The following is a 25,065-nucleotide window of genomic DNA, read 5'->3' as shown; positions in this document are numbered from 1 at the left end:
CACCACCCTGTTGCGAAACACTGTGCCCGCCAGGGTGCCATTGCTGATTGGTTCGGTCGGCACGGGCGGCGCAGACGTGCATGTCGACTGGTTCATGGAGATCGTGCGCGAGGTCGCCGCCTCCGAGGGGCTTGAGCTCAAGGTCGCCGAGATTCGCTCGGAGCAGTCAAAGGACTTTCTGCTGGAAAAGCTTGGGCAGGGACAAATCCGCGCGCTCGACCCGGCTCCCCATCTCGACGAAACCACGATCCGGCGCAGCGAACGCATAGTCGGCATGATGGGTGTCGAGCCGTTGCAGGCCGCGCTTGCCGCTGGCGTCGATCTTGTCGTTGCCGGGCGCTGCAGCGACCCGGCGCTCTATGCGGCTATGCCGATCCAGATGGGGCTGCCGCATGGGCTAGCCTGGCACGCGGGGAAGGTCGTCGAATGCGGCCCCTCGGTTTGCGAACGACCAGCGCATGGGATGATCGTCGGCTATGTGCGCCCAGACGAAGTGGTGATCCAGCCGATCGGCCCAGGCTTGCGTTGCACGACACAGTCCGTCGCCGCGCACAGTCTCTACGAAAACGCCGATCCGTTTTGCTTTACTGAGTCCTCCGGTGTACTGGACATTAGCGAGGCGGTATATGAGCAGTTGGACGAGACGAGCGTGAGAATACGCGGAAGCACGTTTCGGCCGGCTGAGCAGACCACCATTAAGCTCGAAGGTGCCGAACTTGCGGGATATCAGAGCGTCATGGTGGGCGGAATCCGCGATCCCTTCATTCTGGAGGAGTTCGACGACTGGCTCGGCAAAGTGAGCCAGCGTGTCCAGCAATCGGTGGAAAGGGTATTCGGTAAATCATTGGAAGCAATGGGCGCCAGGATCGACTACCACGCATACGGACGCGACGGCGTGATGGGGGCGTTCGAACCGGATCGTGCGCGAATCCCGCACGAAATCGGGCTCGTCGTCGAAGCAACCGCTGCGGACCAGCAGACCGCCACCGCCCTGGTGCAATTGACACGGCAACCCTTGTTGCATCAGCCGACGACTAAATGGAAAGGGTCGATCACGGGCTTCGCTTGCCTGCACAACCCTGCGCACATTGAACGCGGCCCGGTGTATGCCTTCAACATGAATCACGTCGTGCTGCCGGATTCGCCAGTATCAATGTTTCGGACCACCATTACGCATATCCAGGAAGCCACGGATGCAACTCTCTGACATCGCAGCGATGATTCGCAGCAAGAACGCAGGACCCTTTCTGTTGACCTTTGACATCCTGTTTAGCGACGACGAGAGCTATCAACTCGTCAAGCGCTCAGGGGCGCTCAACGTGGAGATGTTTTCGCGCCTGTATCACACGAAGCCCGACAAGGTCCGATTTTTTGAATGCGAGAAAGCTCGCGCATTCAAGTTCAGCATCCCGCATCCATTGACGCAAGGTGCACTGGGGGCGTCGGATCTGCACGGCGGCCAGCAGTTCATTCCGCTATTGAGCGTCCGGGTCGACTGACAGGTCAGCTCAGGAGGAGACAACATTGAACAAGATATTGACGGCTGCAAGAGCCAGGGAAAGTCGCGCGCCCGCTCGCAACGATCCCGAGAATGCCGCTGCAGTGGCGCAGATCGGTGCACGCATTGACGCGCTGAACGGGTCAATGCGCCTTTGGGGATGGGTCGCCCTGATCGCGGTGGGCGGCTTCTTCGAAATTTACGACCTGGCTTTGACGGCTCCGCTTTCCCCGGGGCTTGTGGCAGCAGGGATTTTCAAAACAGGGAATGCTGGCCTGTTCGGATTTTCCGACCAGGCAACCTTCATAGCAGCTACCTTCCTCGGCCTTTATGTCGGTGTGATCGGATTTGCAGGATTAGGAGATCGGTTCGGCCGCAAGGCTGTGTTCGGCTACGCGCTGGCCTCCTACGCTCTCGCGACGTTTGTCATGGGGCTGCAGAACGACTCAATCTGGGTCTGCTTCTGGCGCTTCCTGGCTGGTGTCGGACTTGGCGCCGAGTCAGTCGCAATCGACTGCTTCATCGTGGAAATCATGCCCAAGCACCTCCGGGGCAAGGCGTTCGGCATGGCGAAATCCATCGAGTATTCTGCTATTCCCATCGCAGCCCTGCTGGCGGCCGTCTTGGTCCCGCGCTCGATATTCGGCGTCACCGGATGGAGGTGGTTGACTTTCCTGCCAGCGGCGGGTGCAGCGGTGTTCTGGCTGTTTCGCCGAAATCTGCCGGAGTCCCCGCGTTGGCTTGCATCCCAAGGGCGCCGGGAGGAGGCGCACGCGGTACTCGATGCCTTTGACGGCGGAGGACAGCCAGACGGTCAGTCCGCGCCGGTTGCGCCAGCGCCGGCAGAACCCCGCAAGGCACGCCGCGCTTCGCCCAGTTACGTGCGGAACGCGATGCTGATGATGATTGTCTACTTTGTCTTTCAGAACATTGCCTACTACGGATTCTCCAACTGGATTCCCACGCTCCTGGAAGCGCAGGGGGTGCCGCTAAAGCACAGCCTGTTTTATACATTCGGCGTGAGTCTTGCTGCGCCGTTGGGGCCTATATTGATCGCCTTGCTGGCCGATCGATTCGAACGCAAGCATCAGATCATCGTGATTGGCCTGGTCGCCATTGTATTGGGAGTCATCTTCGCGCACTCAGCTTCTCCCATTGGCTGGATCAGCACGGGTATCGGATTGACATTTGCGAATGCGGCCTTGAGCTTTCACGGTCATGCTTACCAAAGCGAAATCTTCCCTACGTCCATAAGAGCCCGCGCCGTTGGCTTCGTGTACTCATTTACGCGACTTTCTGCGGCGATCAGTGGGTACGTCGTTGCGTTCGCTTTGGCGCGTGGTGGCGTAACGACGGTGTTCCTTACCATCAGCGGCTGCATGCTCATCGCGGTGTTCACCATTGGACTGGCCGGCCCGAGAACTCGTAACAGGACCTTCGAGGAGATTACAGGACGGCCGTGAGTGCATCAGGCTGAGATGACAACCTCGTCCCGCGTGGATACCACCTAGGACCGCTAGACGCACGCGAAGGTCCCTTTGGCTGGAGCCGTCCGCAGTATGACGGATGCACTCCGCCGCGACAGGATCATGATTTTCGGCTCTCGACCACACCGAAGGGGATGGTCAGAGTGCAAGTGTTATCAGCCGTTTGCCGGGAGTTGAAGTTCTCTAGCGGCAATCCGGACTGAGCTGTTCTGGCGTTGAGGAGACAGACGCCATTGGAGACCGTTCCCGCTAACTTGTGCTGCTGGCCCCAGGCCGTGCACTTGCGACTGGCGGGAACGCTACGACCGTCACAATCCAATTATTTATATAGGTCTACGAATGAACAAGGTTAAACCACTTGTCGCAGTCCTGCTTTCTTCCGCATTCAACCTTGCACACGCGCAATCAAGTGTGAGCCTGTTCGGTATTGTCGGAGGCGGAGTCAGATGGGTGAACGGGACAAAAGGCGGGGCGACAGTCGAATACTCCAACATCATCGCGCAGAACCGGTTCGGCCTGACCGGCTCTGAAGACATCGGTGGCGGAGTGAGGATAATCTTCCGTCTGGAAAACGGCTTCAATTCCTCAAATGGCACCCTGGCCACGAATAATGTCCTTTGGTCCCGTCAGGCATATGTCGGAATGGACGGAGCTTATGGACGTCTGACGATGGGGCGCCAGTTCAGTTCCTTCGAGGATTTAGGCATTTCGCTGGATCCCTCACAGATTGGCGGCGCAGATCCGGCAATCATCCCGACCGGGCTTCTCGGCGTTAACTTTTTTACCCTGGATGGCCGCTTCAACAACTCCGTGAAATATACAAACGGCTTCGGCGGAGCAAAGCTTAGCGCAAGCTATTCATTCGGCGGTGTCGCCGGGAACCAGCGCGCTGGTTCCAACTACTCGGCTGCGGCGAGCTACGATACGGGACCGCTAAGAGGCGGTATTGCATATCAACGCACGTACAACGCTGATGCCAGCCAGATGGCACAGAACTATTACGCTGGTGCCGTGTGGCAGATTGGACCCGTTCGTGCCTATCTCAGCTATCTGGTGCTAACCGTAAGTGGATCAACGAAAGCTCCCTCACAGCGACGTGACGATGTACCGCAGGGTGGCGTCGTCTGGCAAGTTACGCCAGCGTTTGCGGTGACGGCTGCCTATTACGACGACATTGCGAGCAACCTGGGCAATGTAAACGGCGCCAGTGGTCATAAACAGACTGCGTATGTGATAGCCGAATATTTCCTCTCGAAGCGAACTGAGATTTATCTGGAAGCCGACCGGAATCATTTTTCCGGTGCCTACAAGAAAGACCCAACAAATATCGCTGTTCTTAACCGCAGTCCGGGTAGTTCTGGTCTCACCGGCGTATCAGTCGGCCTGCAAACGAGATTCTAACGAGAAAATATTGGCGATCGCATGTGGGTAACGCCGACTTCGCAGAACCTGAAAAGCACCAAACGGAGAGGATATGCATCGGATTAAGATGAGAAGCATCACATTAATGTGTCTGCTCGTTGCAATGAATGCGGGCGCACAACCGGCACAGCCCGCGAACGGCAATTCGAATGGTGGAGTAGCGTCGACACCCCCATCACAAAAGGCCGTACGCTCCGCAAACCGGACCTTGTCAAAGCGCGTATTGAAGGCGATCTCCCATATAAAGGGACTAGACGCTACAGGGATTTTCGTTAAGGCTTCTGACGGCAACATTATGCTGTCAGGAGTAGTCCAGGATGCGAGTCAGATTCCACTGGCGGTCCAGGCCGCGAAGAACGTCGACGGTGTGAAGTCCGTTCGTGAGAGCCTTCGGTTAGCTACGCAGCCCACTCAGTGACATCGGCAGAGCGCAGATTACGCTGGTTCGCATGTCGCGCGCACCAGCGAATCAAACACTCCGGGCGGCCACTGCCGGTTAGGTCCTCATGCGGTTCTGCTCCTCGGAGAACCGCACTATCGGCATCGGCGTAGTTTGCCACGCGAAAAAGCGCTGTGGTGTTTGATCGACCGACTCGTGAAACAACGCTATGCTCATTTGAATCGGTATAGGTAGCCAACCTTGAACATCGGAATGTACCGTCTTCCTACGATCGGGCTGTCAGTAATACCGCTGCTGAGGTGTGAGACGCCTACATCGAAACTTACCATCTGATGGGAAGTGAAATTGTAGTTGACCTGCGTGCCGATCGACGTATTGTAGGCGGCCTTCCCAGTGTATTCGGGGCGTCCCGGCTGGACCTCGGATGGACGCACGCCGTAATAGTAGTTGACGTATTTGCTACTGAGCCAGTCGATGCCCGCGTGCGGCTCGACCGACCAGTGCCCGAGTTCGAACGACTTTCTGTACTCGAAGTCGGCCATCTGCCCCTTGTTGCCTCCAAGCAGATAGTCGGCTGACAGTGTACCGAACGCGGATTTCCATGCGAGTGCGGGACCGTACCAGAATGCGCCGTTTCGGTTCTCCATGCCATTCAGGATCGGCGCATCGGAACCCTTATAGCCACCGAAGACGTCGAACTTGCCGCGCAGCGTAAAAGTCACGTCGCTCCACCTGCCGACCTTCAAATCGACAGTGGTACCAAAGGCGTGCAGCCATTTGTTATCGAGGGAAATCAGCGGAATAGGGGAGACGCGGGTGCTGTCACCACTGTAAGGTGACGGCTCGAGTCCCACTGCCGCACCGAGGCCCCAGTGAGTCACATTCGTTGCGTTGCTAAGCACGGTGAAGCCGCTGTCTTCGGCTTCGGGCGGCTCTGCGCTCACACCATTCGCCCAGGCACCGCCTGATAGAAGACAGGCTGATGTGACAGCCAGCAGCAGCGGTTGCTTACCGCGAATCGCTTTTCTCATCGTCATTCCTCAAAATGGGAGCGTCAAGACGGAAGCGACTGTAGAGCGGTCCGACTTACTCGTTACTTACTCATCAAAAGCTGAAGACTGCGGGGGAGAAAACAATCTTCAAGCGCGGTGCTGTAGCCCAGCCGGTTCTCTTCCCGATCGAGCGAGCGTGGGGGGCCGGGTAGTTGCCGGCACAGTTGAAATCGACGTGGAGATTGAAGGCGCGGGGAGCGGAGACCGGGCGACGCGCACGGTGGATGTCGAAGTGATGTTCACGGCAGAGACGGTCGCCGAGGCGCCGGCAAACAAGAGTGAGGCTATCTATCCTCGGAGGACCCACCTGCGTTTATCCCCGAGTGGACTTGAACGACGTCCGCGGCGTGCTACACGCGTATTGCATCTGCAAATCCTCACGGCGATCTCCGGTCCATCCTTCTGCACTGAGTGTCATGAATCCAAGTCCCGAACTGAACAACCATCCTCGAGCAGTTGCGCCTGCCCGGCATCCCCGACTCGCTTGAGCAGCGCAACCGGGCGCAATCGAGGGACAACCTTACACCGAGTTACTTGTCATCCTTCTGCATGACGAGGTCGCACGGCGCGACCAGAAGAAGTTCGGCGTGCGGCTCGCCCGCGCCGGCTTCTGGCTAGGCAAGACGCTCGAGATCTTCGACTTCCACCGGCTGCCAAAGCTGAACCGGGCGCACGTTCACGATCTCGCCACCGGCCGCTACATGAACGAGAAGGTCTGCGATCTGATGGTCGGCGAGACAGGCGTCGGCAAATCCCAGGCGAAGACACTCGGGCAGTGCGTTGTACGCCAACGGCGCTGAATTCACCGCCGCCAAGGTCAGGCGCTGGTCGCAAGACGCCGCAATCGGCCAGACCTTCATTGTGTCTGACAGTCCATGGCAAAGCGGGAAGGCTTAAGCGGCAGGCTGCGCGACGGATTGCTAAACCGCGAATGGTTCCGCAGTCGCGCCGGGCCTAGGATGGTCATCGAATGCTGCCGGTAGTTCTACAACGAGCGGCGACTACACAGCGCGCTTTGCTACCAACCTCCGGCCACGGTCCGTCGACCCTGGCTGGAGCCCGATAATATCGACGGAGACTCGCTGCCTGACAGGTCACTCTGCGGCAGGTCTTCACGCCAGCATGGGCACGCTTCGCGACGCGGAAGCTAGCCGGATTGCTTTCGTAGGCCCGATGCGAGGCATCCTGGGGACTTACGCCGAGTACTTCAACGAGGCTCCCTGCACAGGGGCAACACTCCGTCGCCGTTGTCTCGTACGGACAACCGTATGTCTCAGATCATCAATTGCGAAACCATCGACGCGTGTAGATTGAACGCCATCGTGAAGATGGCATGCCTGGTAGCGCTTGCACCGGTACCGCCACTTCGTCTTCGCGGACCTGGCATAACTTACATCACACTGCACTTACGACATCGACACAGCTCCTTTGTGTTCTCGACGACACGCTCGATCTGTGTGACGAACTGAGTAATATTCGCCGCCACCTGCATCGGCATCCGGAACTGGCATACGAGGAAACCGGTACGTCGGAGCTCGTGGCACAGCGTCTGGAGCACTCGGGTTACAGGCTGACCCGCGGCATTGGCGGAACGGGCATGGTGGCTACAAGCAAGGCGGGGAACAGTCCACGTGCCGTCGCGTTGCGCGCCGGCATGGATGCGCTCCCGATAGTCGAGGAAACCGGTCTGCCCTACGCTAGTGCCGAACCCGGAAAGATGCATGCATGCGGACACGACGGCCACACGGCAATACTGCTCGGTGCCGCGCGCCATCTTGCTCGCACTCGTCGTTTCGACGGAACGGTGCATCTGGTTTTCCAGCCGGCGGAGGAGATTCTCTCGGACAGCGGAGCAAAGCGGATGATCGAGGACGGCCTGTTCAAGCGTTTCCCCTGCGAGGCGATCTTTGGACTACACAACCAGCCGGGCTATCCGGCGGGTAACTTCATGCTTTGTGGCGGCCCGTTCATGGCAGCGTGCGACACGGTGGACATCGTGATCGATGGTTACGGTGACCACGCTGCGCGCCCGCATCTCGCGGTCGATCCGATCGTGATTGGCTCGCAACTGGTGATGGCGCTGCAGACCGTGGTTTCGCGCAGAGTAGACCCGATGCAGGCTGCCGTGGTGACGGTCGGTTCGTTCAACGCGGGAGCGGTGGCCAATGTGATTCCCGTAGTGCCCATCTGCAGATCAGCGTTCGCTCTTTCGATGCGCAAACCCGCAAGCTGATAGAGGCACGCATACGGACGCTTGCACAGGCTCATGCAGATGCCCACAATGCGCGCGTTGAAATCGACTACCTCCCGGGTTATCCAGTGCTTGTGAATAGCAGGAAGGAAACCGACCTGGCGCTCGCGGTTGCACGCGAACTGGTCGGTGAACACCGTGTGATCAGCGACTTCGCCCCGTTTGCCGGCAGCGAAGACTTCGCCTACTACCTTCAGGAAAAGCCGGGCTGCTTTCTGCGATTGGGTAACGGCGAACACTCGCGCACTCTGTACAACGCATCCTACGATTTCAACGACGACAATCTCACCGTGGGCGCAGCCTACTGGACGCGGCTCGTCGAGCGGTTTCTTCCGTTACAGCAGTAGGACTCGTCATTCCGGCTGAAGCGCTCGCTCAACGGGTTTGCGCTTCGGCCGCGATCCAGTATCACCGGAATACCTACGTCTCCCTGAATTCCTGCCGACGGCATCCACGAAAGACCGTCGGGACAGAGCTTGCGTGTTTTCGTGCGGCTCACTCGGTACTTCCCCTGCGTGTCCCAAAATGCAAACCGATTGTCATTTGAAGTGAATTGACGGCTATTTTGATCTTTTAACTTAGCTTCCAGTCCGCACACCGTGCTTCTGCCAATGGCCTGCACGGCGAACGTGGATCAGGCGAATCGTGAACCGAACGGAAAGATGCGCATCGACCACCCTCCGTCGAGGCGACAACCATTTAACTCAAACGTATCAAAAATATAGACGCAGGAGGTAATCAATGGAATCAGTAAAGCGAGGTGAAACGCGTCCCACGCCGAAGCGGCGCGTCGCACTGACGACGATCTTGCTCGCATTGGCTTTTTCCCTCTCTTACATGGATCGGCAGATCTTGCCGTTGCTTCTCGAACCGATCAAACACGCATTCTCATTAACAGATTCAGAAATCGGCATGCTGCAGGGGCTGGCATTCGGCGCGTTTTACGCATGCTCCGGTATCGTCCTGGGCGTGCTGGTAGACAGGTTTCACCGAGTCGGGATTGCTGCCGCGTGCGTCGCTTTCTGGGGCCTCGCGACGGCGGCCTGCGGGCTGGCAGGAAACTTTATTCAGCTTTTCGTTGCACGCACAAGTACAGCGATTGGCGAAGCGGGCTGCTCGCCAGCGTCGTACTCGATTCTCTCAGACATGCTGTCCGGGCGAGCGCTGTTGAGAGCAACCGCGGTGTACAACGTCGGCCCTTATGTGGGAGGAGGGATGGCCCTTATTCTCGGCAGTATGGCACTGCGCCATTTCACCACTGCTGGCGGGATGGATGTGCCGTTGATCGGACATCTCGAGCCATGGCAGTCGGTTTTTCTCGTTCTGGGACTCCCCGGTATCCTGCTGGCGGCACTCATTCTTGCGCTGCAGGAGCCGAAACGTCACGAGTCCGGGCAGGAAATCGATACGTCAACCCGGGCGACTTTGCAGTTCATCTTCAGTAGCCCAATGCTGTTGTTTTACTTCGCTGCATTTGTTTTCAGCACGTCCGGATTGTTCGTGCTTCTGACCTGGTTTCCAAGTCTGATGATCCGCGAGGGCTTTGGGACCGCGGCGACGATTGGGCGCCCGTTGGGTGCCATCTTTCTGGCGGTCGGCTTGTGCGGCTGTGTTGCGTCACAGCTTCTCTTGCGAAAGCTCGAAAATCGCGATCTCTTGAGTTCGCTGCTCAAGCGAATGTCGGCGATGTGGGCAGTCCAGATTCCGCTCGCCGTAGCGTTCATTTTCGTCGACACGGCTAGCCTTGCCTATTTGTTTTACGCGTCGCAGGTCATCATTTTTTCCGTCGTCACGACCTTCATGGTCGCTCCCATTCAACTCGCGGTTCCCAATCGTATGCGAGGTCGCGCGACCGGCGTGTTCATGACTTTCAACTATATGTTGGGCGCGAGTATCGGACCGTGGTCGGTGGGCGTGTTGAGCGATCGGATGAAGGAAAACCCACACGGCCTGCTCACGGCATTCGTGACGGTACTGGGTGTGTCGGCGGCCGGCGCTGCGGTCTCTATCTACCTTTCTTCGACCCGGAAGACGCGGATGAATCCGGCCGATTCTCTGCCGCAGCAGACCGTGTCGGGAAACATCTAGGTCACGCGAACGGAAGTCCAGATTTAGAGCGATAGACATGATGAGTCTATATATTTCGTATAACTACTCATATGTGATGTGCAACGAAAAATCAAGAAGATGGCTGACGAACCTGTGCCTGTCGATCTTTTCGGTAGTTCCGGTTGTTTCGAACGCCCAGAGCAGCGTTACCTTGTTCGGAACGCTGGACGAAGGTATCGAGTATCTGACGAACGCGAACAAGACATCGCATTCGGTGGTGCAGTCAGGACCTGCGGAGATTTACTCCAATTCGTTCGGTTTGATGGGTTCTGAGGCACTGGGCGGCGATGTCAAGGCAATTTTCAGGCTCGAAGGCGGCTTCAATCCCTACAACGGTACGTCGATACAAGGCGGGCGTCTCTTCGGGAGACAGGCGTGGGTAGGGATTCAGAACAGCAATAACAGGATCATTTTCGGCCGGGTCTATACGCCTCTTTACGACGTGATCGGCTATCTGGATCCGCTGCAAGGTTCCAACGTAAGCCTGTGGACCATGGACGGCGGAATGGTGTCGCGCATGGACAATGCGGTCAGATACACGCGCTCGGATGGCCCGTTCCACGAAAATGTCCAATACAGCTTTGGCAGCGCCAGCGTGGAAAGCACGATCAACGGAACGGCCGGATCTGGCTCTCGCTCCAAGGAATTCGCCGCGTCTGCTGACTACACCGCCAGGCAATTGATGGCCGGGATCGTGTACGACAACATCCATGGCCCCATGACTTCAGCGCAATACGGCTTGGGGTTGTTTGTGCCTTCGGCAGTCCCGGCAGCGTCTTCCGGCACACCGCAACGGGCTGAGCGCATCGCCGCGGCCCTCAGATATAAGTGGGACGTCACGTCGCTGTTCGCAGGCTACCGCCATCTAAGGACGGTCGCGCAGGCCGGCAACGAAAACTCGAATCTATTCTGGGGAGGCGTTACCGAGCAGTTTACGCCTGCGTGGACGGGGAGTGTCGGCGCGTATCACCAGCGGGTTGCTGGTGTGGATGCCCGGCCCACGATGGTTGCGCTTCAGACGCAGTACAGGTTATCAAAATCGACGGGCGTGTACGGCAACGTCGGCAAAGTCTGGAATACCCGTCTCAGCAACATGGGGCTGGACCTTCAGACCCAAACTTTGCAGGGAGCGGGTCAGTTCGGTGCCAGCATAGGCATCTTTCACTTCTTTTAATGCAGCCCGACGTCTTGTTTGCGAACGGCAGTCGAGGGACATACGTTTCAGGAAATCAGCAAGGAGAGACTTATGAAGGTTCTGGTCGCCGGTTATAAACATGAAACCAATACGTTTGCGCTCGATAAGGCCGACTGGTCGGCTTTCCAAAAAGGCGAAGCGTTCCCCGCACCCGTTCGAGGCCAACAGATGCTCGAAACGATGGACGCGGTTGCGATGCCGGCTACGGGATTTTTGCACTACGCGCGATCGAAGGGATGGTCGATCGTACCGAGTTTGTGGTGCGGCGCTGTCCCGTCTTCGTATGTGACCGAGGACGCCTTTGAGCGCATTTGCAATGAGATATGCAATGACGTGAAAGCCGGCGGGTTCGACGCCGTATACCTGGATCTCCACGGCGCCGGCGTTGCCGAGAACGAAGACGATACCGAGGGGGAACTGATCGGCCGTGTTCGGCAACTGGTGGGCGAAAACATGCCGATTGTGGTGAGTCTGGATCTGCATGCAAATGTCACCGAGAGGATGCTCCGAAGTGCGGATGGCATGGTTTCGTTCCGCACCTATCCGCACGTCGATTACGTAGAGACAGGCGAACTGGCCGGTGAGCTCCTGTCACGCCGTATTGCGCATGGACGTCGGGAACCGGTTGTCTGGAAGCGGCTCCCATTCCTTATTCCGCTGAATTCGCAGAGTACGACAACGGGACCGGCGAAGCGGATCTATGAACGGCTGCGTGCACTCGATGCCGAGCATGGAACGATGTCGAGCTTTTGCATGGCCTTTCCGGCGGCCGACTTTGCCGAATGTGCGCCCATGATCTGGAGCGTGGGAGAGAACGCTTCGACTCTCGTCGAGGAGCTCGCATCGCTTGCGGGCGAGCCCGCTCAATGGCGGCTTGAAATCCTTTGCGCGGACGATGCGGTCCAGGAAGCGATGGCGCGCGCCGCCGAAAGCAACGCTCCGGTTGTGATAGCGGACACTCAGGACAACCCCGGCGCCGGAGGTACGGCATCGACCACCGGCATGCTGCACGCACTGCTGAATGCCCGAGCCGGCGAACGTTTCCCCCATCGGGTGACGCTAGGTGTGATGTACGACGCTCGATTTGCGGCCGCGGCGGTACAGGCCGGCGTCGGTGCAACGTTTCGCGCCAGTCTGGGCCATGCCACTGAGCTTTGGGACGGTCCCACCGACCCGCCGGTGACCGCCGAATTCACCGTGAGAGCAGTCAGCGATGGGCGGGTCACTTTCAAGGGCCCAAAGATGACGGGGTTCGTTGCCGGATTGGGGCCAAGCGCATGCGTCGAGACTGGCGGCGTGCTGGTAGTGGTCGCAAGTGGAAAGATCGGAGCGCAGGACCGTGAACTGTTTCGTTTCGTTGGCGTGCATCCGGAGCAGATGAAAATCATCGTCGTCAAAAGCAGTAACCATTTCAGAGCTGACTTCGTACCGCTTGTCGAAAATGAAGAGACCGACGTCGTGATCGCGAAGGCACGGGGCGCAGCCGCGGCTGACCCAGGCGATCTGCCGTGGCGGAAGTTGCCGGATTCCATCCGGCGCCGTCCTTGAGCAGACGTACGCTTTCGGCCCGGACTTGCAGGGAGGCTCGCCGGATGGGCGAAATGACCATCCGGCGAGCCCTCGGGTAACGCCTCATTCAATGCGCGAGCGGGACGCCGGAGGTCTCCTCGCAGAACCGCGCCATTTCCGTGTGGTCTTTGCCTCGCCCCAGCGCTTCTGCCGCATTCGCCCACAGTTCGCTGCACAACTCGGCAAACGGAACTGTAACGCCTTCTCCTCGTGCGACTTCTAGCGCGATGCCCAGGTCTTTGACCATCAGATCGAGACCGAAATTGCTGTCGAAAGTCCGGGACAGGACAAATTGACGGAACTTCTTCTGCGTACTGTTATTTGTACCGGTGGAAGCATTGAGTACGTCGACCATTTTTCCGGCGTCGAGTCCAAATTTCCGGCCGATAATCAGCGCTTCTACACCAATCAGAAACCCGCCGGCCGACACGAGGTTGTTTAGCGCTTTCATCGCCTGGCCCGCCCCGATCTTGCCTACTTCGGTAACCGTAGTTCCGATGGCAAGCAGCAAGGGCTTGGCCTGTTCGACAGCCGTCGCGGGGCCCCCGACCATAATGGCGAGTTCGCCGGTTCGAGCCCGCGAAACGCCGCCTGAGACAGGCGCGTCGATCATCAGAATACCGCCCGATTCGAGGCTGGCCGCGATCTCCTGCGTGATTCTGGGAATTCCCGATGTCATGTCGATGACCAGCGCACCAGCCCTGAGTGCGGGCCGAACGGCCGTAATGACCTGTGCCACATGTTGGCTTTTCGGGAGCATGGTGATGACCGCATCTGCCGACTCTACCGCCCGCCTCGAGCGTATCTGGCGATTCGCCGCCGATCCCGCTCGAGAACGCTGCCGCGCGTTCGCGGTCCAGATCGAAAACCGCGACGTGGAAGCCGGCATTGACGAGTCGGGCGGCCATAGGCCACCCCATGTGACCGATGCCGATAAACGCGACTTTCCTGAACGTTCTGCTGCCCATTACAGCGCACCATCACGGACAAGGACTTCATGAGCTGCTTTGAACGCGCTGAGGCCAGAAGGAATTCCTGAGTATGCAGTGGCATGCAGCAGCGTGGCCTTGATTTCCTCCACCGTGAGGCCGTTGTTCAGGGCGCCCTTGACGTGTAGCTTCAGTTCGTCCGTGTGGCCTGCGATAGTCAGCATGGCGAGATTCAGCAGACTTCTGGTCCTGCGGTCGAGCGTTTCGTCTCCCCACGCCCATCCCCACGCCCACGCGGTGGTGGCCCGCTGAAAAGACATCATGAAGGAGTCGGCTTTCTGCATCGAAGCATCTACGTATTCCGCCCCAAGTACGGCGCGACGGATAGGCATGCCCTTTTCGAAAAGAGCGTTGTCGTCTGACATGACTGGAGTTCCTCGGTGGTAAAGAAAGGTCGTATTAGCTGGCACGAATCGGCATCCCATTCCGGGTTCCGAATCGATGACACAGGTCGGCCTACTTTAGCCCAACGACGTCGTAATATTTGACTTGACGGGACACGTGTTTGACAACACGGGACGTACGACCGTCTACGCAGCAAGCCGAACCGCGAATCTACGGAGGCCTTAACCGGATGCTTCCAGGTTGCGTTTCCATCTCGAGGCGCTGCAGCCGAAGCTGGTCTGGAACCATCTGGAGAACGCGCTCAGACTACCAAATCCCAGTGCTTCGGCCGCCTCTGTCAATGACACGGTTTGCATGCTGAGCAATCGCCTGGCCGTATCGCACCGCACTTGCTGCAAAAGGGCGGAGTAGGACAGTCCCTTGTCCGCGAGTCGTCTATGGAGGGTGCGTCGATTCATTCCCAGACTGGACGCGAGAGTTTCGACGCTGCATCGCGAGTCGCGCAACTGCTGATGCATGAGCCACTCGACGCGTGCTTCGAAGTCTTCCGGCGAATGATTGAAAGTTTGCCCGAGCAGGGTTTTAGCGTGACGCCGGAGTACGGCGGATGAAGCGATCACCTTCAGGGACAACGCATCGCGTGAGAGCAGGATCCCGCTGACCATCTGGTCATAGCGGAGCTCGCATCGCATGAAGTTGCTTTGCACCAGCGTATGGGCGGGACGCGAATGTTCCTGACAGACCGCATCGGGTTGCCAGTCGGGTCCGACGAGCCAGCGAATCATCTGGACGATGCCGCAGGCGCAGTATTCCATGACGTGTATCGAAGGAATCTCGGACTCGATTTTGAACGTCAGCAGCGGTTTGTCGAAGCGTTCGTCGAGATCAATGAAGATGCCGTCGCAGTGGTGATGCAGCTGCGTCGAATACGTGTGCAGCGCATCTCGTAGCGTTTCCTCTTCTCTCAACATAAGACTTACGAGTCCATAGTCGGGAACGCCGCGGGCGATCGCGACGCGCGCGCCGAAATCGGTGCGGGCCGACGCGGCAACGGACAAATCCAGGAGCCTGATCCACGCATCTAACGGAATCAGGCTATCCGGACTTTCAGCGATGTCGCTGCTCAATCCGACCCGAGCCATGAGCGCTTTGCCGTCAATGCCGACGTCGCAGGCAGCCCGCAAATAGCCATGCAAGGTGGCGCTTCTGACAACTCGCTTGCGCATAACCGTTGTTCCTCGAAAGGGAAGGTGTGTCTCATATTGAAAAGTGTGAGGCACGGAATGTCAACTAAACAAAATCCCCTGGTTCCACAATAGTGATGGATGACGGCGTTTCAAAGCCGTGCGCGAATTGCCGCCTCACATCGAGAAACGTCCCACATTGATGGGATTTTTTAACAACATACTGCGCGACACGCAGATAGAGAGTCCGTGATGAGCGATCAAAATGGGATGCAACCTTGGCAATGGTCCGAGCAGGAGTGGCGACGAATCGTGACCCACGTTCGTGCGGGGCGCCGTCTGCGTCCGGACAAATGGAAAGGTGGCGCACGGGTTGCTGTCGCCCTTTCATTCGATTCGGATCACGAAACCAATGAGCTGCGTGATGGAGGCGGTTCGGTTAACCGTCTTTCGTGGGGACAGTATGGAAGTCGGGTCGGTGTACCGCGCATCCTGTCGCTCCTCGAAAAATACAGCGTTCCTGTCAGCTTCTATGTGCCTGCCGTCTCGGCGCTGCTGTACCCCGACGAGCAGCGCCGCATTGTGGACGCGGGACACGAGATCGGGGTGCACGGCTGGATCCACGAGCTCAACTCGAAGCTGGAGTTTGCCGACGAACGGGATCTGCTCGGGCGCTCGATGGACACCCTTGAAAAGATTACTGGCAAACGTCCGACGGGCTTTCGCTCGCCGTCGGGTGATTTTTCAAAAAATACGCTGCAGATTCTGCAGGAGCTTGGGTTTTCCTACGACTCATCCCTGGGCGCCGACGATGACTGCTATGAACTGGAGATGGATGGCGAGCCTACCGGGCTGATCGAAATTCCGTTCGACTGGGTACGCGACGATGCCGTTTATTTCCTGATGCATCGATTTCAGGGATTGCGTCCCTATACACCGCCTTCGGACGTATTCGACATCTTCAGGCGGGAACTGGACGCCGCGTATGCGGAGGGGGGACTGTTCGAACTCACCATGCATCCGCACGTGATCACGAATCGCTCGCGCATCTGGATTGTCGAGGAACTGATCAGGTACGCGAAGAGCTTGCCCGACGGGGTATGGTTTGCCCGTCACGATGAGGTAGTGAACTACGCGCTGCAGAATGCGAAGCTTCGTTGAAGACCGGAGGTGAGCTGAGGTAGCGTTGCACGTGCCGCGGCCGGGAGGCCAGCGGCACGAAGACTGAAGCGGACCGCCGATGCGACTGAGGATGCCAGTCGCTGCATCAGGGCAGTCTCCCCGGCGGGGCGACTCAGACGAACAGATTGCGCAACCGGTTGGGTTGAGAGCGGAGATACTGTTTCGGTGCCTTGATTTGAACCCCGAAGTGAGCGGCGGCATGCCAGGGCCATCGCGGGTCGTACAGCACGGCTCTCGCGAGCGCAATCAGATCGGCGTCCCCGGTGCTGAGGATAGCTTCGGCGTGCTCGAAGTCGGTGATCAGGCCAACGGCGATAACCGGCAGTGTGGTCGCCTGTTTTACCGCGCGTGCAAGAGGAACCTGATAGCCGGGTCCGATCGGGATTCGCTGTGCGGGACTCGATCCGCCGCTCGAGACATTGATAGCGGCGCAGCCTCTCTCCTGTAACGCGTCGACGAAGGCGATCGTATCCTCGACGGACCAACCGCCTTCCACCCAATCGGTTGCGGACACCCGCATCGTCACGGGGCGGTCATGCGCAAACACATCCCGCACCGCCTCGAAGATTTCCAGCGGAAACCGCATTCTGTTTTCCAGTGAGCCGCCGTACTCGTCTGTTCTCTGATTCGAGAGAGGCGAGAGAAACTCATGGAGAAGATAGCCGTGCGCGCCAAGAATCTGGATGAAATCGAGGCCAAGCCGGGACGCGCGTCGCGCTGCGCTAGCGAACGCGTTGCGGATTGCCGCGAGACCGTCGCGGTCCAGTGCAGTCGGCGGCATCTCGCCGGACGTAAACGCGAGCGGTGACGGCGCGTAGGTCGTCCAGCCGTCCGGCTGCCCAGGCGGAACCTGTGCACCGCCTTCCCACGACTTTTGCCGCGACGCTTTTCGCCCGGCATGATTGAGCTGAATGCCGATCGGCATGTCTGACCAGCGTCGGACGCCTCGCAGCACTCGCGCCATGGCAGCCTCGCAGTCGTCGGAATAGAGTCCTACGTCGCCACGGGTGTTGCGCCCGTCGGGCGTGACCGCTGTCGCCTCAATCGTCAGCAGTCCCGCACCCGAGCTCGCCAGTTGCCCAAGATGAATCAGGTGCCATTCGTTCATCTGCCCGTTTTCGGCCGAATATTGGGCCATTGGGGCGATCACGATGCGGTTGTCTAGTTTCAGGTTATCGATCTGGGTCGGTGTAAACAGGAGGGGGCGACTCATAAGAGCTCCGTGTGGCGCCCGGTGGGCGCCGTCCGTATCCGTGGGGTGGGGTTGATTTCGAGGAAGCGCTTCAGGACAGACGACGGCGAGACAAATCCCGTTTAACCGGAGCTCTTTGCAAGAGCGGTCGCCGCTCGACAGCCTCACGCATGCTTCAGCAATATCTCCGCAACCTCGCTTGCCTTGTCGATCATCAGATCGTGCCCGCCGTCCAATGAATAGACGTGAGTTTCAGGAAGATCGCGCTGCGCCTCGTACCAACCCGGGATAGGGCTTGGGATGCCGATGTCTTTCGAGTTGTAGATGAATACCTTCTTCGGTACTTGCTTGAATTTGCCCGTGAGAGACAGTTGCTGCGTGAAGCAAGCCAATGGGTGCGACGTTAGTTTCGAGTCGGCCCACGCCTGATGTTCCTCGCCGACACCGAATACTTTCGAAGGCCAGTTCGCAACCTGCGTACCGCCGAGCGACGCGCTGAGTTCGGTGAACGGCAATAGCAGATTGGGCAACAATGAAAAGAGCGAGTCGCCGCTTTTTTCCGGGAGCGGGCCGTCGAGATAAACGAGCGAGGCAATCCGGTCGTGCAACTGGTCGGCAACCCCGGTGATGACGAGACAACCGTACGAGTGGCCGCAAAGCACGATATTGTCGAGGTCTCGCCACTTGATGAGGTTGGCGATATCGAGGATGTGGGTGTCAAGATTGATCGGTCCCAACGCCGAAAGATGAGAGCGTTCCCCGACTCCCGTGAGCGTGGGTGTCAGCACACGGTGACCGGCAGCCTCCAGAGAAGGGCGGAGTTTATCGAAGCACCAACCCCCGTGGAAAGCGCCGTGAACGAAGACGAAATTTGTCATGCTGGATAGACCTCTAGCGTTAACCGTTCGGAACGCGCCGGCGTGCAGGCAATACATTGCGCCATGCTTCTCGGACATCCGATCCGCGTGCCACGCGGATCGGTGCCGATACAGACTCGCGAATATGACCAACCGGCATCGACACGACTCACCTACGCGAAGCCCGGTGTGCCGCCAACGACGCACCTGCCCCTGGCTGTTCCGGTTCTATAGCTGTCCCGGCAGATGGGACGCGGCTCAGTCTACCGTCCCCGGTTTCTTTCGATTGATATTCTGGGACATGAATTTTGCATTCCGGGACAACTGAGGTGATACAGCACTCCAACACGACGGCAACACAGGTGACGTTCGGATTATCTTAAGAAGGCACTTCTTGCGTTGACGGCGACGGTACGGTATTGCGAATGTATCGAGCTCGCTAAAGCCGACCACGCGTCGCCTTGGAACGACGATCTAGAAAGGAAAGCCGAAGCTGGTAGCGGCCATCCTGGTTGAATTTTTTTCGACGATTCAGGCCTGCAAGACTCCGTAGACACGAGGCGCCACTTACAGCTGCCGGCCAGATCTCCGTCTGTGGGGTGGGTTGGCATCCCGGTAAGTAAGCGGTAAGTCGAGAGCTCCTAAACTCGTCGCTATCGACTGCGTTGACGCAATTGCACCGGATCTGCCAGCCGTGGGTATTGGGAGCGTTGTAACGCTAGTCGGCGAAGATGGAAGGGGGCGGATCACGATTGATGAACTGGCGACACCTTGAAGTTACCGGTAATGGAATCGCTGCCGCGACTTGTGCGCAGTTTGCCTCACGTTTCATTACCCTAACTGGCATCAACGTAACGCTAATGGACGTCGGAAATGCAGGTGCCTCCGATTCTGACGGGTGCTGAGTCGTCGAATAACTAGAAAAATGCATTCCGGAAAAGAGGAGATCGACGATGAACAAAATCTGTCCGGGCGCGGCCGCTGCACTCGAACGTATCGTCAAGGACGGACAGACGCTCGCCGTAGGCGGCTTCGGACGGTGCGGGATTCAGGAATCGCTGATAGGCCCGCTGCACTACTCGGGCGTGCGGGGCATACCGTGCAGCGGACCTAGGTAGAGAAAGAGATTTCTAGAAGCTCAAGGTGAGCGCACAGGAACTTGATGGGAATCCCGGCAACTGGACTTCAATTTGCGTCTATAGGGGAGACGCTTGATGATGACAATGTTCTTGACGGTGACCCCATTTTTCGCCTTTGCGCTGGTCGCCTTCGCAAGAAGGGTTGACCCGGCGACTGGACGAATCTCTCGGTCGCCGAGACCCTTTTTGTTGAACGACCAAGACAAAATGGCTTCCTTCGCAGTTCGTGTTTTGGTAGCTATCAGCCTGCGTGGCAGAAACCCCGCCAAGCCTAAATGTGACATGCCAATTATCGTGATCTGCGATTGCGGAGATCCACTATGCACCGGGCGAATCGAGGACGAGTCAGTTGTCGCGCCAAGCTAGGTGCAGTTGATTGCCTGACTGATAGTTATCCGAACCATGCGCAGCGGTGGGTCAGGTTTTTCCATCAGGTTGGGGCACACATCAATGAAGCCGACAGTAGCTGGGATCTCACGCAAACGCCGGCTGGCTGTTGACGCTTGGGCGTTCGCGCATTCTCGCGTACCAAGCGAGGAGGGCTTCGCACTCTGCAGGCACCGTCAGGTTCACGATCGATGCAAAAACCAGACCGCCAATGACCGTGATGTCGGCCATCGAGAACGCATTTCCGGCGACAAACGGCTGCTTTTTCAGGATGTCGTTGAAGTAATGCATGCCCCTGAGGGCCTTGTCGCGCTGACGAAACCCCCATTCGGGATTCTGGTAAAGCTCGACATGGGGCCCGAGCCCAGGTGTGGCGTGATGGAAATAGACGCTGATGGCGTCGAGCAATTCCAGTTCCGCGCGCTTGCTCATCATGTGGATCACGCCCTTTTCGAGCGGTGCTTTGCCGGTCAGCGTGGGTGCGCCATCAAGCGCGTCGAGATATTCGGTGATCGCGGTGCATTCGGCGATGCAGGTTCCATCAGGCAGCTCAAGAACCGGCAACGTGCCCGAGTAGTTTTTCTCCGCGACGAACTCGGGCCTTTTGTGCTCGCCCTTATAGAGATCGACCATTACAAACTCGACGCGCGATTGCAGATTTTTTTCCGCCACCGCGATACGTACTCGTGTCGGATAAGGCCCCTCCGGGAAATCGTAGATCGTCATGATCGGAAGTTCGGTTACTGCGGGGTCAATGATGTTTGATGCCATGCTTACCTCTCCGGGTGGTTGTACTGGGATGCGGAGGCCTCTGACCTACCTAACACTTGGTAGGGTTACGATAGCGGTTGTGATTCCCAGTGTCAACAGTCATTTCGTCTTGTCGAAGCCATCGCAGTGGAACGACTCCGGATTGGGCCAGAAAAAGAGTGCGGGTGGCCGCTGCACTGATTGCGCGCGTGCACGAGGGCGGCCCGCGAGCTGTTCGGAGGGCGTTGGAATGCGGAGGCACATCGAGTGGTCTCGCTGTTTCGCGTGGGCTGCAAACCTAAGGGACCGAGTAAAGGGAAGATGGTGCGATGCTCAAACTGTCCGGGCTGCAGAAATGAAGACAGGGTTTTGATGTAGGTAGGCGTTCGCGACTTCGGCACCTTGAGCTGCAGCTGTCAGCGAAGGGGTTACGGCGAAAGTAGGCGGGGCTTCTGGCAACGCGTTCAAACGAGGAGAATTGTCGTGACCAACGCATTCCTGGTTTGGTGGGGCTCAGTTGTTGGCGTTCGCCGGGGCGAAATACGGGACCGTCGCGCTCTGTGCCTGACACGGTGGTCGATGCAGGTCACGGAGAGCGATGGCAGAGCGCTCGAGCCCAAGGGTGTACAAACATCGCAGCCATGTTCTTCTCTACCCACTGCGCCGCGACGAGCTTTCAGTCCCGGATCGAGATGTCATCCAGTCGACGCGGCAAATGTATCGTCGCGAGGAATGCAAAGGCATGAATGCCAGAAAGAACCAGGAACGCCCACCCGTATGCACTCGACACTGCGTGGCTAAAGCCGGGGATTTTCAGCTTCCATGTCAGGAACGTCGCGCACAGTGTCGTCATCGTCGGCCCGCCGAGGCGCTGCACGACGTTGAGAGAGGTTGTCGCCATCGGCAATCGCTCCCGCCTTACTGAAGAATAGGCAGCGCTCAGTGATGGAAGCCCGACGCCACTCATGCCGACTCCACGAAAAAGCAGCGCGGGCACGAGAACCAGCAGGTTCAAACCGCGGGCGGCTAAAAACAACATGGACAACGTGGCGAGTAGTGTCAGGAGGGCGCCTGCTGCCGACACGTACCGAATACCAAATCTGTTCGTCAGCGCGCCCATGAAGGGGTTGGTGAGCATCATGCCGACGCCCAGCGGCGCGAGCATCCAGCCTGTTTCACCGGGCGCGCGGCCGCACGCCTGGATCAAAAAGGCAGGGATGAGCATCTGACCGGCGAACATACCGCCGTTTGATAGGAACTGAGTGATGGCTGCGGCGGAGAACACCTTGCCCTTGAACAGCCGCAGATCGATCAACGCATCCTCGCCCTTTCTCCACGCCGACAGAAGAAAAGCCCCCATCATGGCGACGCCCCCTGCCAGAACAGCGCGCCCCGAGATGTCATCTAGGCGCCCCGAGCCATATAGAAACATCGCCAGCCCGGGCGACAGCAACGCGAGACCGAACCAGTCCAACGTTCGCCTCTTCGTTTCATCCTGGTCGTTCGGTAGGAAGAGGATCACCAGCAGAAGGGCGAGACCTCCGACCGGCAAATTGACCAGAAACAGCCAGCGCCATGATGCGTATTGCAGGATGACGCCAGCGATGATGGGACCAACGACCGGAGCAAGCAGGACTGGAAGCGCCATATAGCCTGCCACGCGGGCCATGTGCTTGCCGGCAGCGCGGGCGATCATCATCTGCGCCATAGGGGCGAGGAGGCCGCCACTGACGCCCTGCAAAACACGGAACCCGATCAGCGAGGAGGCCGACCAGGCGACGCCGCACAGCGCGGAGCACAGCGTGAACGCGGAAAAGCACCAAAGGTACAGCACCTTTGCGCCGATGCGGTCGACCAGCCATCCATTCAACGGCAGAACCAGGGTGAGGGCAAGCAGATAGCCGCTCGTGACCCACTGGATCGTCGAAAGGCTGCTATTCAGGTTCGCCGCGAGGGCCGACAGCGATACGTTGACGATTGTTGCGTCCAGTTGGGCGAGCAACGCCCCGAACAGCGCGACGCTGGCAATTTTCCAGACCGAGGGATCAAGCCGGTCCGTCTCAGAGGCGTGCGTGGTTTCGGCGACTTTTCCAGGAGAAGGAGGTTTTGACATGGTCGCAGTGAAAACGGCCGGAATGGAGAGCCGAAAAAGTTGAGGGCAGGTGGGCGCTTGTAGCCGACGCATGATGTCTGTCGCAGTCCTTAACTGGAGTTCGCCGATGCGACGGACCAACAAGCAACTGAAAACAACGCTGGCCCAATCCTCCGTTTACCTCAATGAATACAGGCCATCCTTGGTCAGCTTGGCGAGCGGGCGCCGGAATCGCCGTACCACCATGCCATTGACGACATACCGGCACAGTGCTCGCTAGTCAGGACTCGCCCGGCAAACAATATGGCGACGATAGCCTGGTTACCCTTAAGTGCTCCTTTTCCAAAGGAGGGCCACAATCTCCCTGCTGTCTGCCGTCTCGCCGAGTCGCGGGAATATCTGCTCAAGGCTGTTGGCGTGAGCCTGTGCGCTTATATCGGTCATTGCGTCCACGGCAAGGGTGACGTTGAAACCAAGTTCATGGGCCTGCCGCGCGGTTGACTCCACTCCCATGCTCGTCGCAACGCCGCAGACCACCACCTGGGTGACACCGGAGGATCTGAGATGCGCCTCAAGGCCGGTGCCGGTGAATGCGCCCCAGGTTTTCTTGGATATGAGATGATCTTCCGGCTGCTGATTCAACTCTGGCAGCAGCTCGGACCAGCCCGCCTGGAGCGCGCTGCCGACGTGATGTTGCTCAGTTCGTCCCGGCGCCATGCCGACGACGTTGACCAGTACGACGGGAAGACCATGCTCTCGGAACGTTGCCGCCAGATGGCTCGCATTCTCCAGCACGTTTGCGAAAGGATGGACCGTGGGAATCGATGCAACCATTTTCTGCAGATCAATGACGATCAGCGCGGTCTCACGGTCCATTCGGGTTGCAGTCATGTAGGCATCCTAATAAGTTTGGGTAGATGTGATCTGGCGCAGCCAACGGCACATGTCCTGTCAGGAATCGCCGACCTGGCGGATAATCGCGATCGCCGCGATAAGCGCTTTCAGGTCGGCAGGATCGAGTTGGCCGAGCGCTCCGACCAACCAGTCGCGCTTCATGGCGCGATGATTTGTTCTGACCACCAAGCCACTCTCTGTGAGCGCAAAGAGGATCTGCCGACGATTCGTCGGATGGGGTCGGCGCTCGATAAGTCCTTCATGTTCCAGACTCGCCAGAATGACCCCCATCGATTGCGGCTTCATCAGTTCAGCACGAGCCAGATCGGCCGTTGTCATGGGTCCGCCTTGTTCAAGACGGGCAAGGACGCCCATCTGCGAAAAGGCCAACTCCGTCGGATTGGCTTCAGTACGTAGTCGCCGCAGCAATCGACCGATCGCTGCAGTAAGATCCTTCGCAACAATATCCAGGGAGGAGTCGAGTGTCATAACCGCACTATATTAGGTGCAAGATAAACTTGCAAGTTTATCTTGCATTACCGAGCACCGCTGCACGAAGAAGACGGGCTCACCACCGAGCGCGAAGCCAGCAATCTTCCGGCGAATGGATGGCCGGAGCGTTAGCGAGGGCACCGCATTTGCATGATGATCGGTGATGCGCACCGAGGGCGACCCACTGGGGCAGCTGTCTGCTCAGGGCAATGGTGGTTCAAAGGCGACCTTTAAATGGCCTTGCAAAACGTCTACTTCGTATGTCTGACGATGACCGGATGCTCTTCCGGCTTTGGGCTGGAAACAGCCAGATATTTCCACGATCGCGACTGGACTGTTGTCGCGACGATGCGCGCAGTGCGTGCGGACCTGTTTCCCCGCTTCAGGGAATGTGCGTGTCCTCGCGCTCGATGTGACCGATGCCGGTAGCATCCGCCAGGCCGACGAGGCTACGCAATCGACGCCCTCGTCAACAATGCAGGGATCGCTGCCGCGGCGCCATTCGAGGTCACGCCCACCGCGACGATACGCGACGTCTTCGAAAGCCATACTCAGCGAACCGGGCCCGATCACGCACCA

General features: G+C 58.3%; 20 protein-coding genes and 4 pseudogenes. 14 read left to right on the top strand and 10 right to left on the bottom strand.

Going from position 1 to position 25,065, the window contains the following annotated elements; all coding sequences use genetic code 11:
• The first annotated feature begins 94 nt into the window (after positions 1–94).
• The 5 genes from SB753_RS34015 to SB753_RS33995 all read left to right on the top strand — a co-directional run bounded on the left by SB753_RS34015 (position 95) and on the right by SB753_RS33995 (position 4,825).
• Positions 95–1,207 carry an acyclic terpene utilization AtuA family protein gene (locus tag SB753_RS34015; protein WP_410804403.1) on the top strand — a complete coding sequence of 371 codons (1,113 nt, stop codon included), beginning with the start codon at positions 95–97 and terminating at the stop codon, positions 1,205–1,207.
• On the top strand, positions 1,194–1,499 hold the full coding sequence (locus SB753_RS34010; protein WP_410804401.1) for a DUF4387 domain-containing protein: 306 nt from the start codon (positions 1,194–1,196) through the stop codon (positions 1,497–1,499). The genes SB753_RS34015 and SB753_RS34010 overlap by 14 nt, the downstream gene beginning before the upstream one ends.
• A 25-nt stretch (positions 1,500–1,524) precedes the next feature.
• Entirely contained in the window at positions 1,525–2,961 is a 1,437-nt protein-coding gene (locus SB753_RS34005; RefSeq protein ID WP_410804399.1) for an MFS transporter, read from the top strand.
• Positions 2,962–3,324: 363 nt separating this feature from the next.
• Positions 3,325–4,386 (top strand): porin, encoded by a 1,062-nt coding sequence (locus SB753_RS34000; protein WP_410804397.1) that lies wholly within the window; start codon positions 3,325–3,327, stop codon positions 4,384–4,386.
• 73 nt (positions 4,387–4,459) lie between these two features.
• Positions 4,460–4,825: a BON domain-containing protein gene (locus tag SB753_RS33995; protein WP_410804395.1), complete on the top strand. Its 366-nt coding sequence runs from the start codon at positions 4,460–4,462 to the stop codon at positions 4,823–4,825.
• Positions 4,826–5,019: 194 nt separating this feature from the next.
• Here the strand turns inward: SB753_RS33995 and SB753_RS33990 are convergent, their stop codons facing one another.
• Complete coding sequence (locus SB753_RS33990) at positions 5,020–5,838, bottom strand: MipA/OmpV family protein (protein WP_410804393.1); 819 nt, start codon at positions 5,836–5,838, stop codon at positions 5,020–5,022.
• A 527-nt stretch (positions 5,839–6,365) separates the two neighbouring features.
• Between SB753_RS33990 and SB753_RS33985 the strand changes: the two genes are divergently transcribed.
• The 6 genes and pseudogenes from SB753_RS33985 (at position 6,366) to SB753_RS33960 (ending at position 12,962) form a co-directional block, all read left to right on the top strand.
• Positions 6,366–6,659, top strand: a complete 294-nt coding sequence (locus tag SB753_RS33985) for an ATP-binding protein (protein ID WP_410804407.1) — start codon at positions 6,366–6,368, stop codon at positions 6,657–6,659.
• Positions 6,649–6,932: pseudogene (locus SB753_RS33980) on the top strand (integrase core domain-containing protein); the annotation flags it as partial. The gene SB753_RS33985 and the pseudogene SB753_RS33980, both read left to right, overlap by 11 nt.
• A 380-nt stretch (positions 6,933–7,312) precedes the next feature.
• Positions 7,313–8,457 (top strand): annotated as a pseudogene (locus SB753_RS33975) (M20 aminoacylase family protein).
• Between the two features lie 394 nt (positions 8,458–8,851).
• Positions 8,852–10,198, top strand: coding sequence for an MFS transporter (locus tag SB753_RS33970; protein ID WP_410804391.1), 1,347 nt, complete (start codon positions 8,852–8,854; stop codon positions 10,196–10,198).
• A 37-nt stretch (positions 10,199–10,235) separates the two neighbouring features.
• Positions 10,236–11,393: a porin gene (locus tag SB753_RS33965; RefSeq protein WP_410804389.1), complete on the top strand. Its 1,158-nt coding sequence runs from the start codon at positions 10,236–10,238 to the stop codon at positions 11,391–11,393.
• Positions 11,394–11,465: 72 nt separating this feature from the next.
• A complete protein-coding gene (locus SB753_RS33960) occupies positions 11,466–12,962 on the top strand; it encodes a M81 family metallopeptidase (RefSeq protein WP_410804387.1) in 1,497 nt (498 codons plus the stop codon).
• Between the two features lie 88 nt (positions 12,963–13,050).
• On the opposite strand, the gene SB753_RS33955 is transcribed toward SB753_RS33960, so the two are convergent.
• The 3 genes from SB753_RS33955 to SB753_RS33945 all read right to left on the bottom strand — a co-directional run bounded on the left by SB753_RS33955 (position 13,051) and on the right by SB753_RS33945 (position 15,543).
• A complete protein-coding gene (locus SB753_RS33955; protein WP_410804385.1) occupies positions 13,051–13,743 on the bottom strand; it encodes an NAD(P)-dependent oxidoreductase in 693 nt (230 codons plus the stop codon).
• A gap of 207 nt (positions 13,744–13,950) precedes the next feature.
• A complete protein-coding gene (locus SB753_RS33950; protein ID WP_410804380.1) occupies positions 13,951–14,337 on the bottom strand; it encodes a carboxymuconolactone decarboxylase family protein in 387 nt (128 codons plus the stop codon).
• 201 nt (positions 14,338–14,538) lie between these two features.
• Positions 14,539–15,543, bottom strand: a complete 1,005-nt coding sequence (locus SB753_RS33945) for an AraC family transcriptional regulator (protein WP_410804378.1) — start codon at positions 15,541–15,543, stop codon at positions 14,539–14,541.
• A 210-nt stretch (positions 15,544–15,753) separates the two neighbouring features.
• Between SB753_RS33945 and SB753_RS33940 the strand changes: the two genes are divergently transcribed.
• Entirely contained in the window at positions 15,754–16,662 is a 909-nt protein-coding gene (locus SB753_RS33940) for a polysaccharide deacetylase family protein (RefSeq protein WP_410804376.1), read from the top strand.
• A gap of 133 nt (positions 16,663–16,795) precedes the next feature.
• On the opposite strand, the gene SB753_RS33935 is transcribed toward SB753_RS33940, so the two are convergent.
• A complete protein-coding gene (locus SB753_RS33935) occupies positions 16,796–17,896 on the bottom strand; it encodes an NADH:flavin oxidoreductase/NADH oxidase (RefSeq protein ID WP_410804374.1) in 1,101 nt (366 codons plus the stop codon).
• A 143-nt stretch (positions 17,897–18,039) separates the two neighbouring features.
• Positions 18,040–18,753 carry an alpha/beta fold hydrolase gene (locus tag SB753_RS33930; protein WP_410804372.1) on the bottom strand — a complete coding sequence of 238 codons (714 nt, stop codon included), beginning with the start codon at positions 18,751–18,753 and terminating at the stop codon, positions 18,040–18,042.
• A gap of 932 nt (positions 18,754–19,685) precedes the next feature.
• Here SB753_RS33930 and SB753_RS33925 point away from each other — a divergent pair.
• A pseudogene (locus SB753_RS33925) lies at positions 19,686–19,835 on the top strand (CoA-transferase); the annotation flags it as partial.
• A 510-nt stretch (positions 19,836–20,345) separates the two neighbouring features.
• Here SB753_RS33925 and SB753_RS33920 read toward each other — a convergent pair.
• The 4 genes from SB753_RS33920 to SB753_RS33905 all read right to left on the bottom strand — a co-directional run bounded on the left by SB753_RS33920 (position 20,346) and on the right by SB753_RS33905 (position 24,483).
• Positions 20,346–20,984, bottom strand: coding sequence for a glutathione S-transferase (locus tag SB753_RS33920; protein ID WP_410804405.1), 639 nt, complete (start codon positions 20,982–20,984; stop codon positions 20,346–20,348).
• 700 nt (positions 20,985–21,684) lie between these two features.
• The gene (locus SB753_RS33915; protein WP_410804370.1) at positions 21,685–23,121 is read right to left on the bottom strand and encodes a DHA2 family efflux MFS transporter permease subunit; all 1,437 of its coding nucleotides are present in this window, start codon (positions 23,119–23,121) and stop codon (positions 21,685–21,687) included.
• Between the two features lie 306 nt (positions 23,122–23,427).
• Positions 23,428–23,991, bottom strand: a complete 564-nt coding sequence (locus SB753_RS33910; protein WP_410804368.1) for a cysteine hydrolase family protein — start codon at positions 23,989–23,991, stop codon at positions 23,428–23,430.
• Positions 23,992–24,051: 60 nt separating this feature from the next.
• Positions 24,052–24,483: a MarR family winged helix-turn-helix transcriptional regulator gene (locus SB753_RS33905; RefSeq protein ID WP_410804366.1), complete on the bottom strand. Its 432-nt coding sequence runs from the start codon at positions 24,481–24,483 to the stop codon at positions 24,052–24,054.
• 273 nt (positions 24,484–24,756) lie between these two features.
• Here SB753_RS33905 and SB753_RS33900 point away from each other — a divergent pair.
• Positions 24,757–25,038, top strand: a pseudogene (locus SB753_RS33900) (SDR family NAD(P)-dependent oxidoreductase); the annotation flags it as partial.
• Positions 25,039–25,065 lie beyond the last annotated feature (27 nt).

The sequence above is a fragment of the Paraburkholderia sp. SIMBA_053 genome (genome assembly GCF_046534895.1).
Lineage (GTDB): Bacteria > Pseudomonadota > Gammaproteobacteria > Burkholderiales > Burkholderiaceae > Paraburkholderia > Paraburkholderia caledonica.
The sequence above is the reverse complement of the archived record's forward strand: the minus strand, read 5'-3'. Positions and strand labels throughout refer to the sequence as shown.

Coding starts and splice junctions, on each gene's coding strand:
- SB753_RS33910 (WP_410804368.1), bottom strand. CDS start 23,991: ATGACTGCAACCCGAATGGACCGTGAGACCGCGCTGATCGTCATTGAT.
- SB753_RS33970 (WP_410804391.1), top strand. CDS start 8,852: ATGGAATCAGTAAAGCGAGGTGAAACGCGTCCCACGCCGAAGCGGCGC.
- SB753_RS33915 (WP_410804370.1), bottom strand. CDS start 23,121: ATGTCAAAACCTCCTTCTCCTGGAAAAGTCGCCGAAACCACGCACGCC.
- SB753_RS34015 (WP_410804403.1), top strand. CDS start 95: ATGGAGATCGTGCGCGAGGTCGCCGCCTCCGAGGGGCTTGAGCTCAAG.
- SB753_RS33950 (WP_410804380.1), bottom strand. CDS start 14,337: ATGTCAGACGACAACGCTCTTTTCGAAAAGGGCATGCCTATCCGTCGC.
- SB753_RS33965 (WP_410804389.1), top strand. CDS start 10,236: ATGATGAGTCTATATATTTCGTATAACTACTCATATGTGATGTGCAAC.
- SB753_RS34000 (WP_410804397.1), top strand. CDS start 3,325: ATGAACAAGGTTAAACCACTTGTCGCAGTCCTGCTTTCTTCCGCATTC.
- SB753_RS33995 (WP_410804395.1), top strand. CDS start 4,460: ATGCATCGGATTAAGATGAGAAGCATCACATTAATGTGTCTGCTCGTT.
- SB753_RS33935 (WP_410804374.1), bottom strand. CDS start 17,896: ATGAGTCGCCCCCTCCTGTTTACACCGACCCAGATCGATAACCTGAAA.
- SB753_RS33945 (WP_410804378.1), bottom strand. CDS start 15,543: ATGCGCAAGCGAGTTGTCAGAAGCGCCACCTTGCATGGCTATTTGCGG.
- SB753_RS33955 (WP_410804385.1), bottom strand. CDS start 13,743: ATGCTCCCGAAAAGCCAACATGTGGCACAGGTCATTACGGCCGTTCGG.
- SB753_RS33990 (WP_410804393.1), bottom strand. CDS start 5,838: ATGAGAAAAGCGATTCGCGGTAAGCAACCGCTGCTGCTGGCTGTCACA.
- SB753_RS33960 (WP_410804387.1), top strand. CDS start 11,466: ATGAAGGTTCTGGTCGCCGGTTATAAACATGAAACCAATACGTTTGCG.
- SB753_RS33930 (WP_410804372.1), bottom strand. CDS start 18,753: ATGACAAATTTCGTCTTCGTTCACGGCGCTTTCCACGGGGGTTGGTGC.
- SB753_RS34010 (WP_410804401.1), top strand. CDS start 1,194: ATGCAACTCTCTGACATCGCAGCGATGATTCGCAGCAAGAACGCAGGA.
- SB753_RS33905 (WP_410804366.1), bottom strand. CDS start 24,483: ATGACACTCGACTCCTCCCTGGATATTGTTGCGAAGGATCTTACTGCA.
- SB753_RS33920 (WP_410804405.1), bottom strand. CDS start 20,984: ATGACGATCTACGATTTCCCGGAGGGGCCTTATCCGACACGAGTACGT.
- SB753_RS33940 (WP_410804376.1), top strand. CDS start 15,754: ATGAGCGATCAAAATGGGATGCAACCTTGGCAATGGTCCGAGCAGGAG.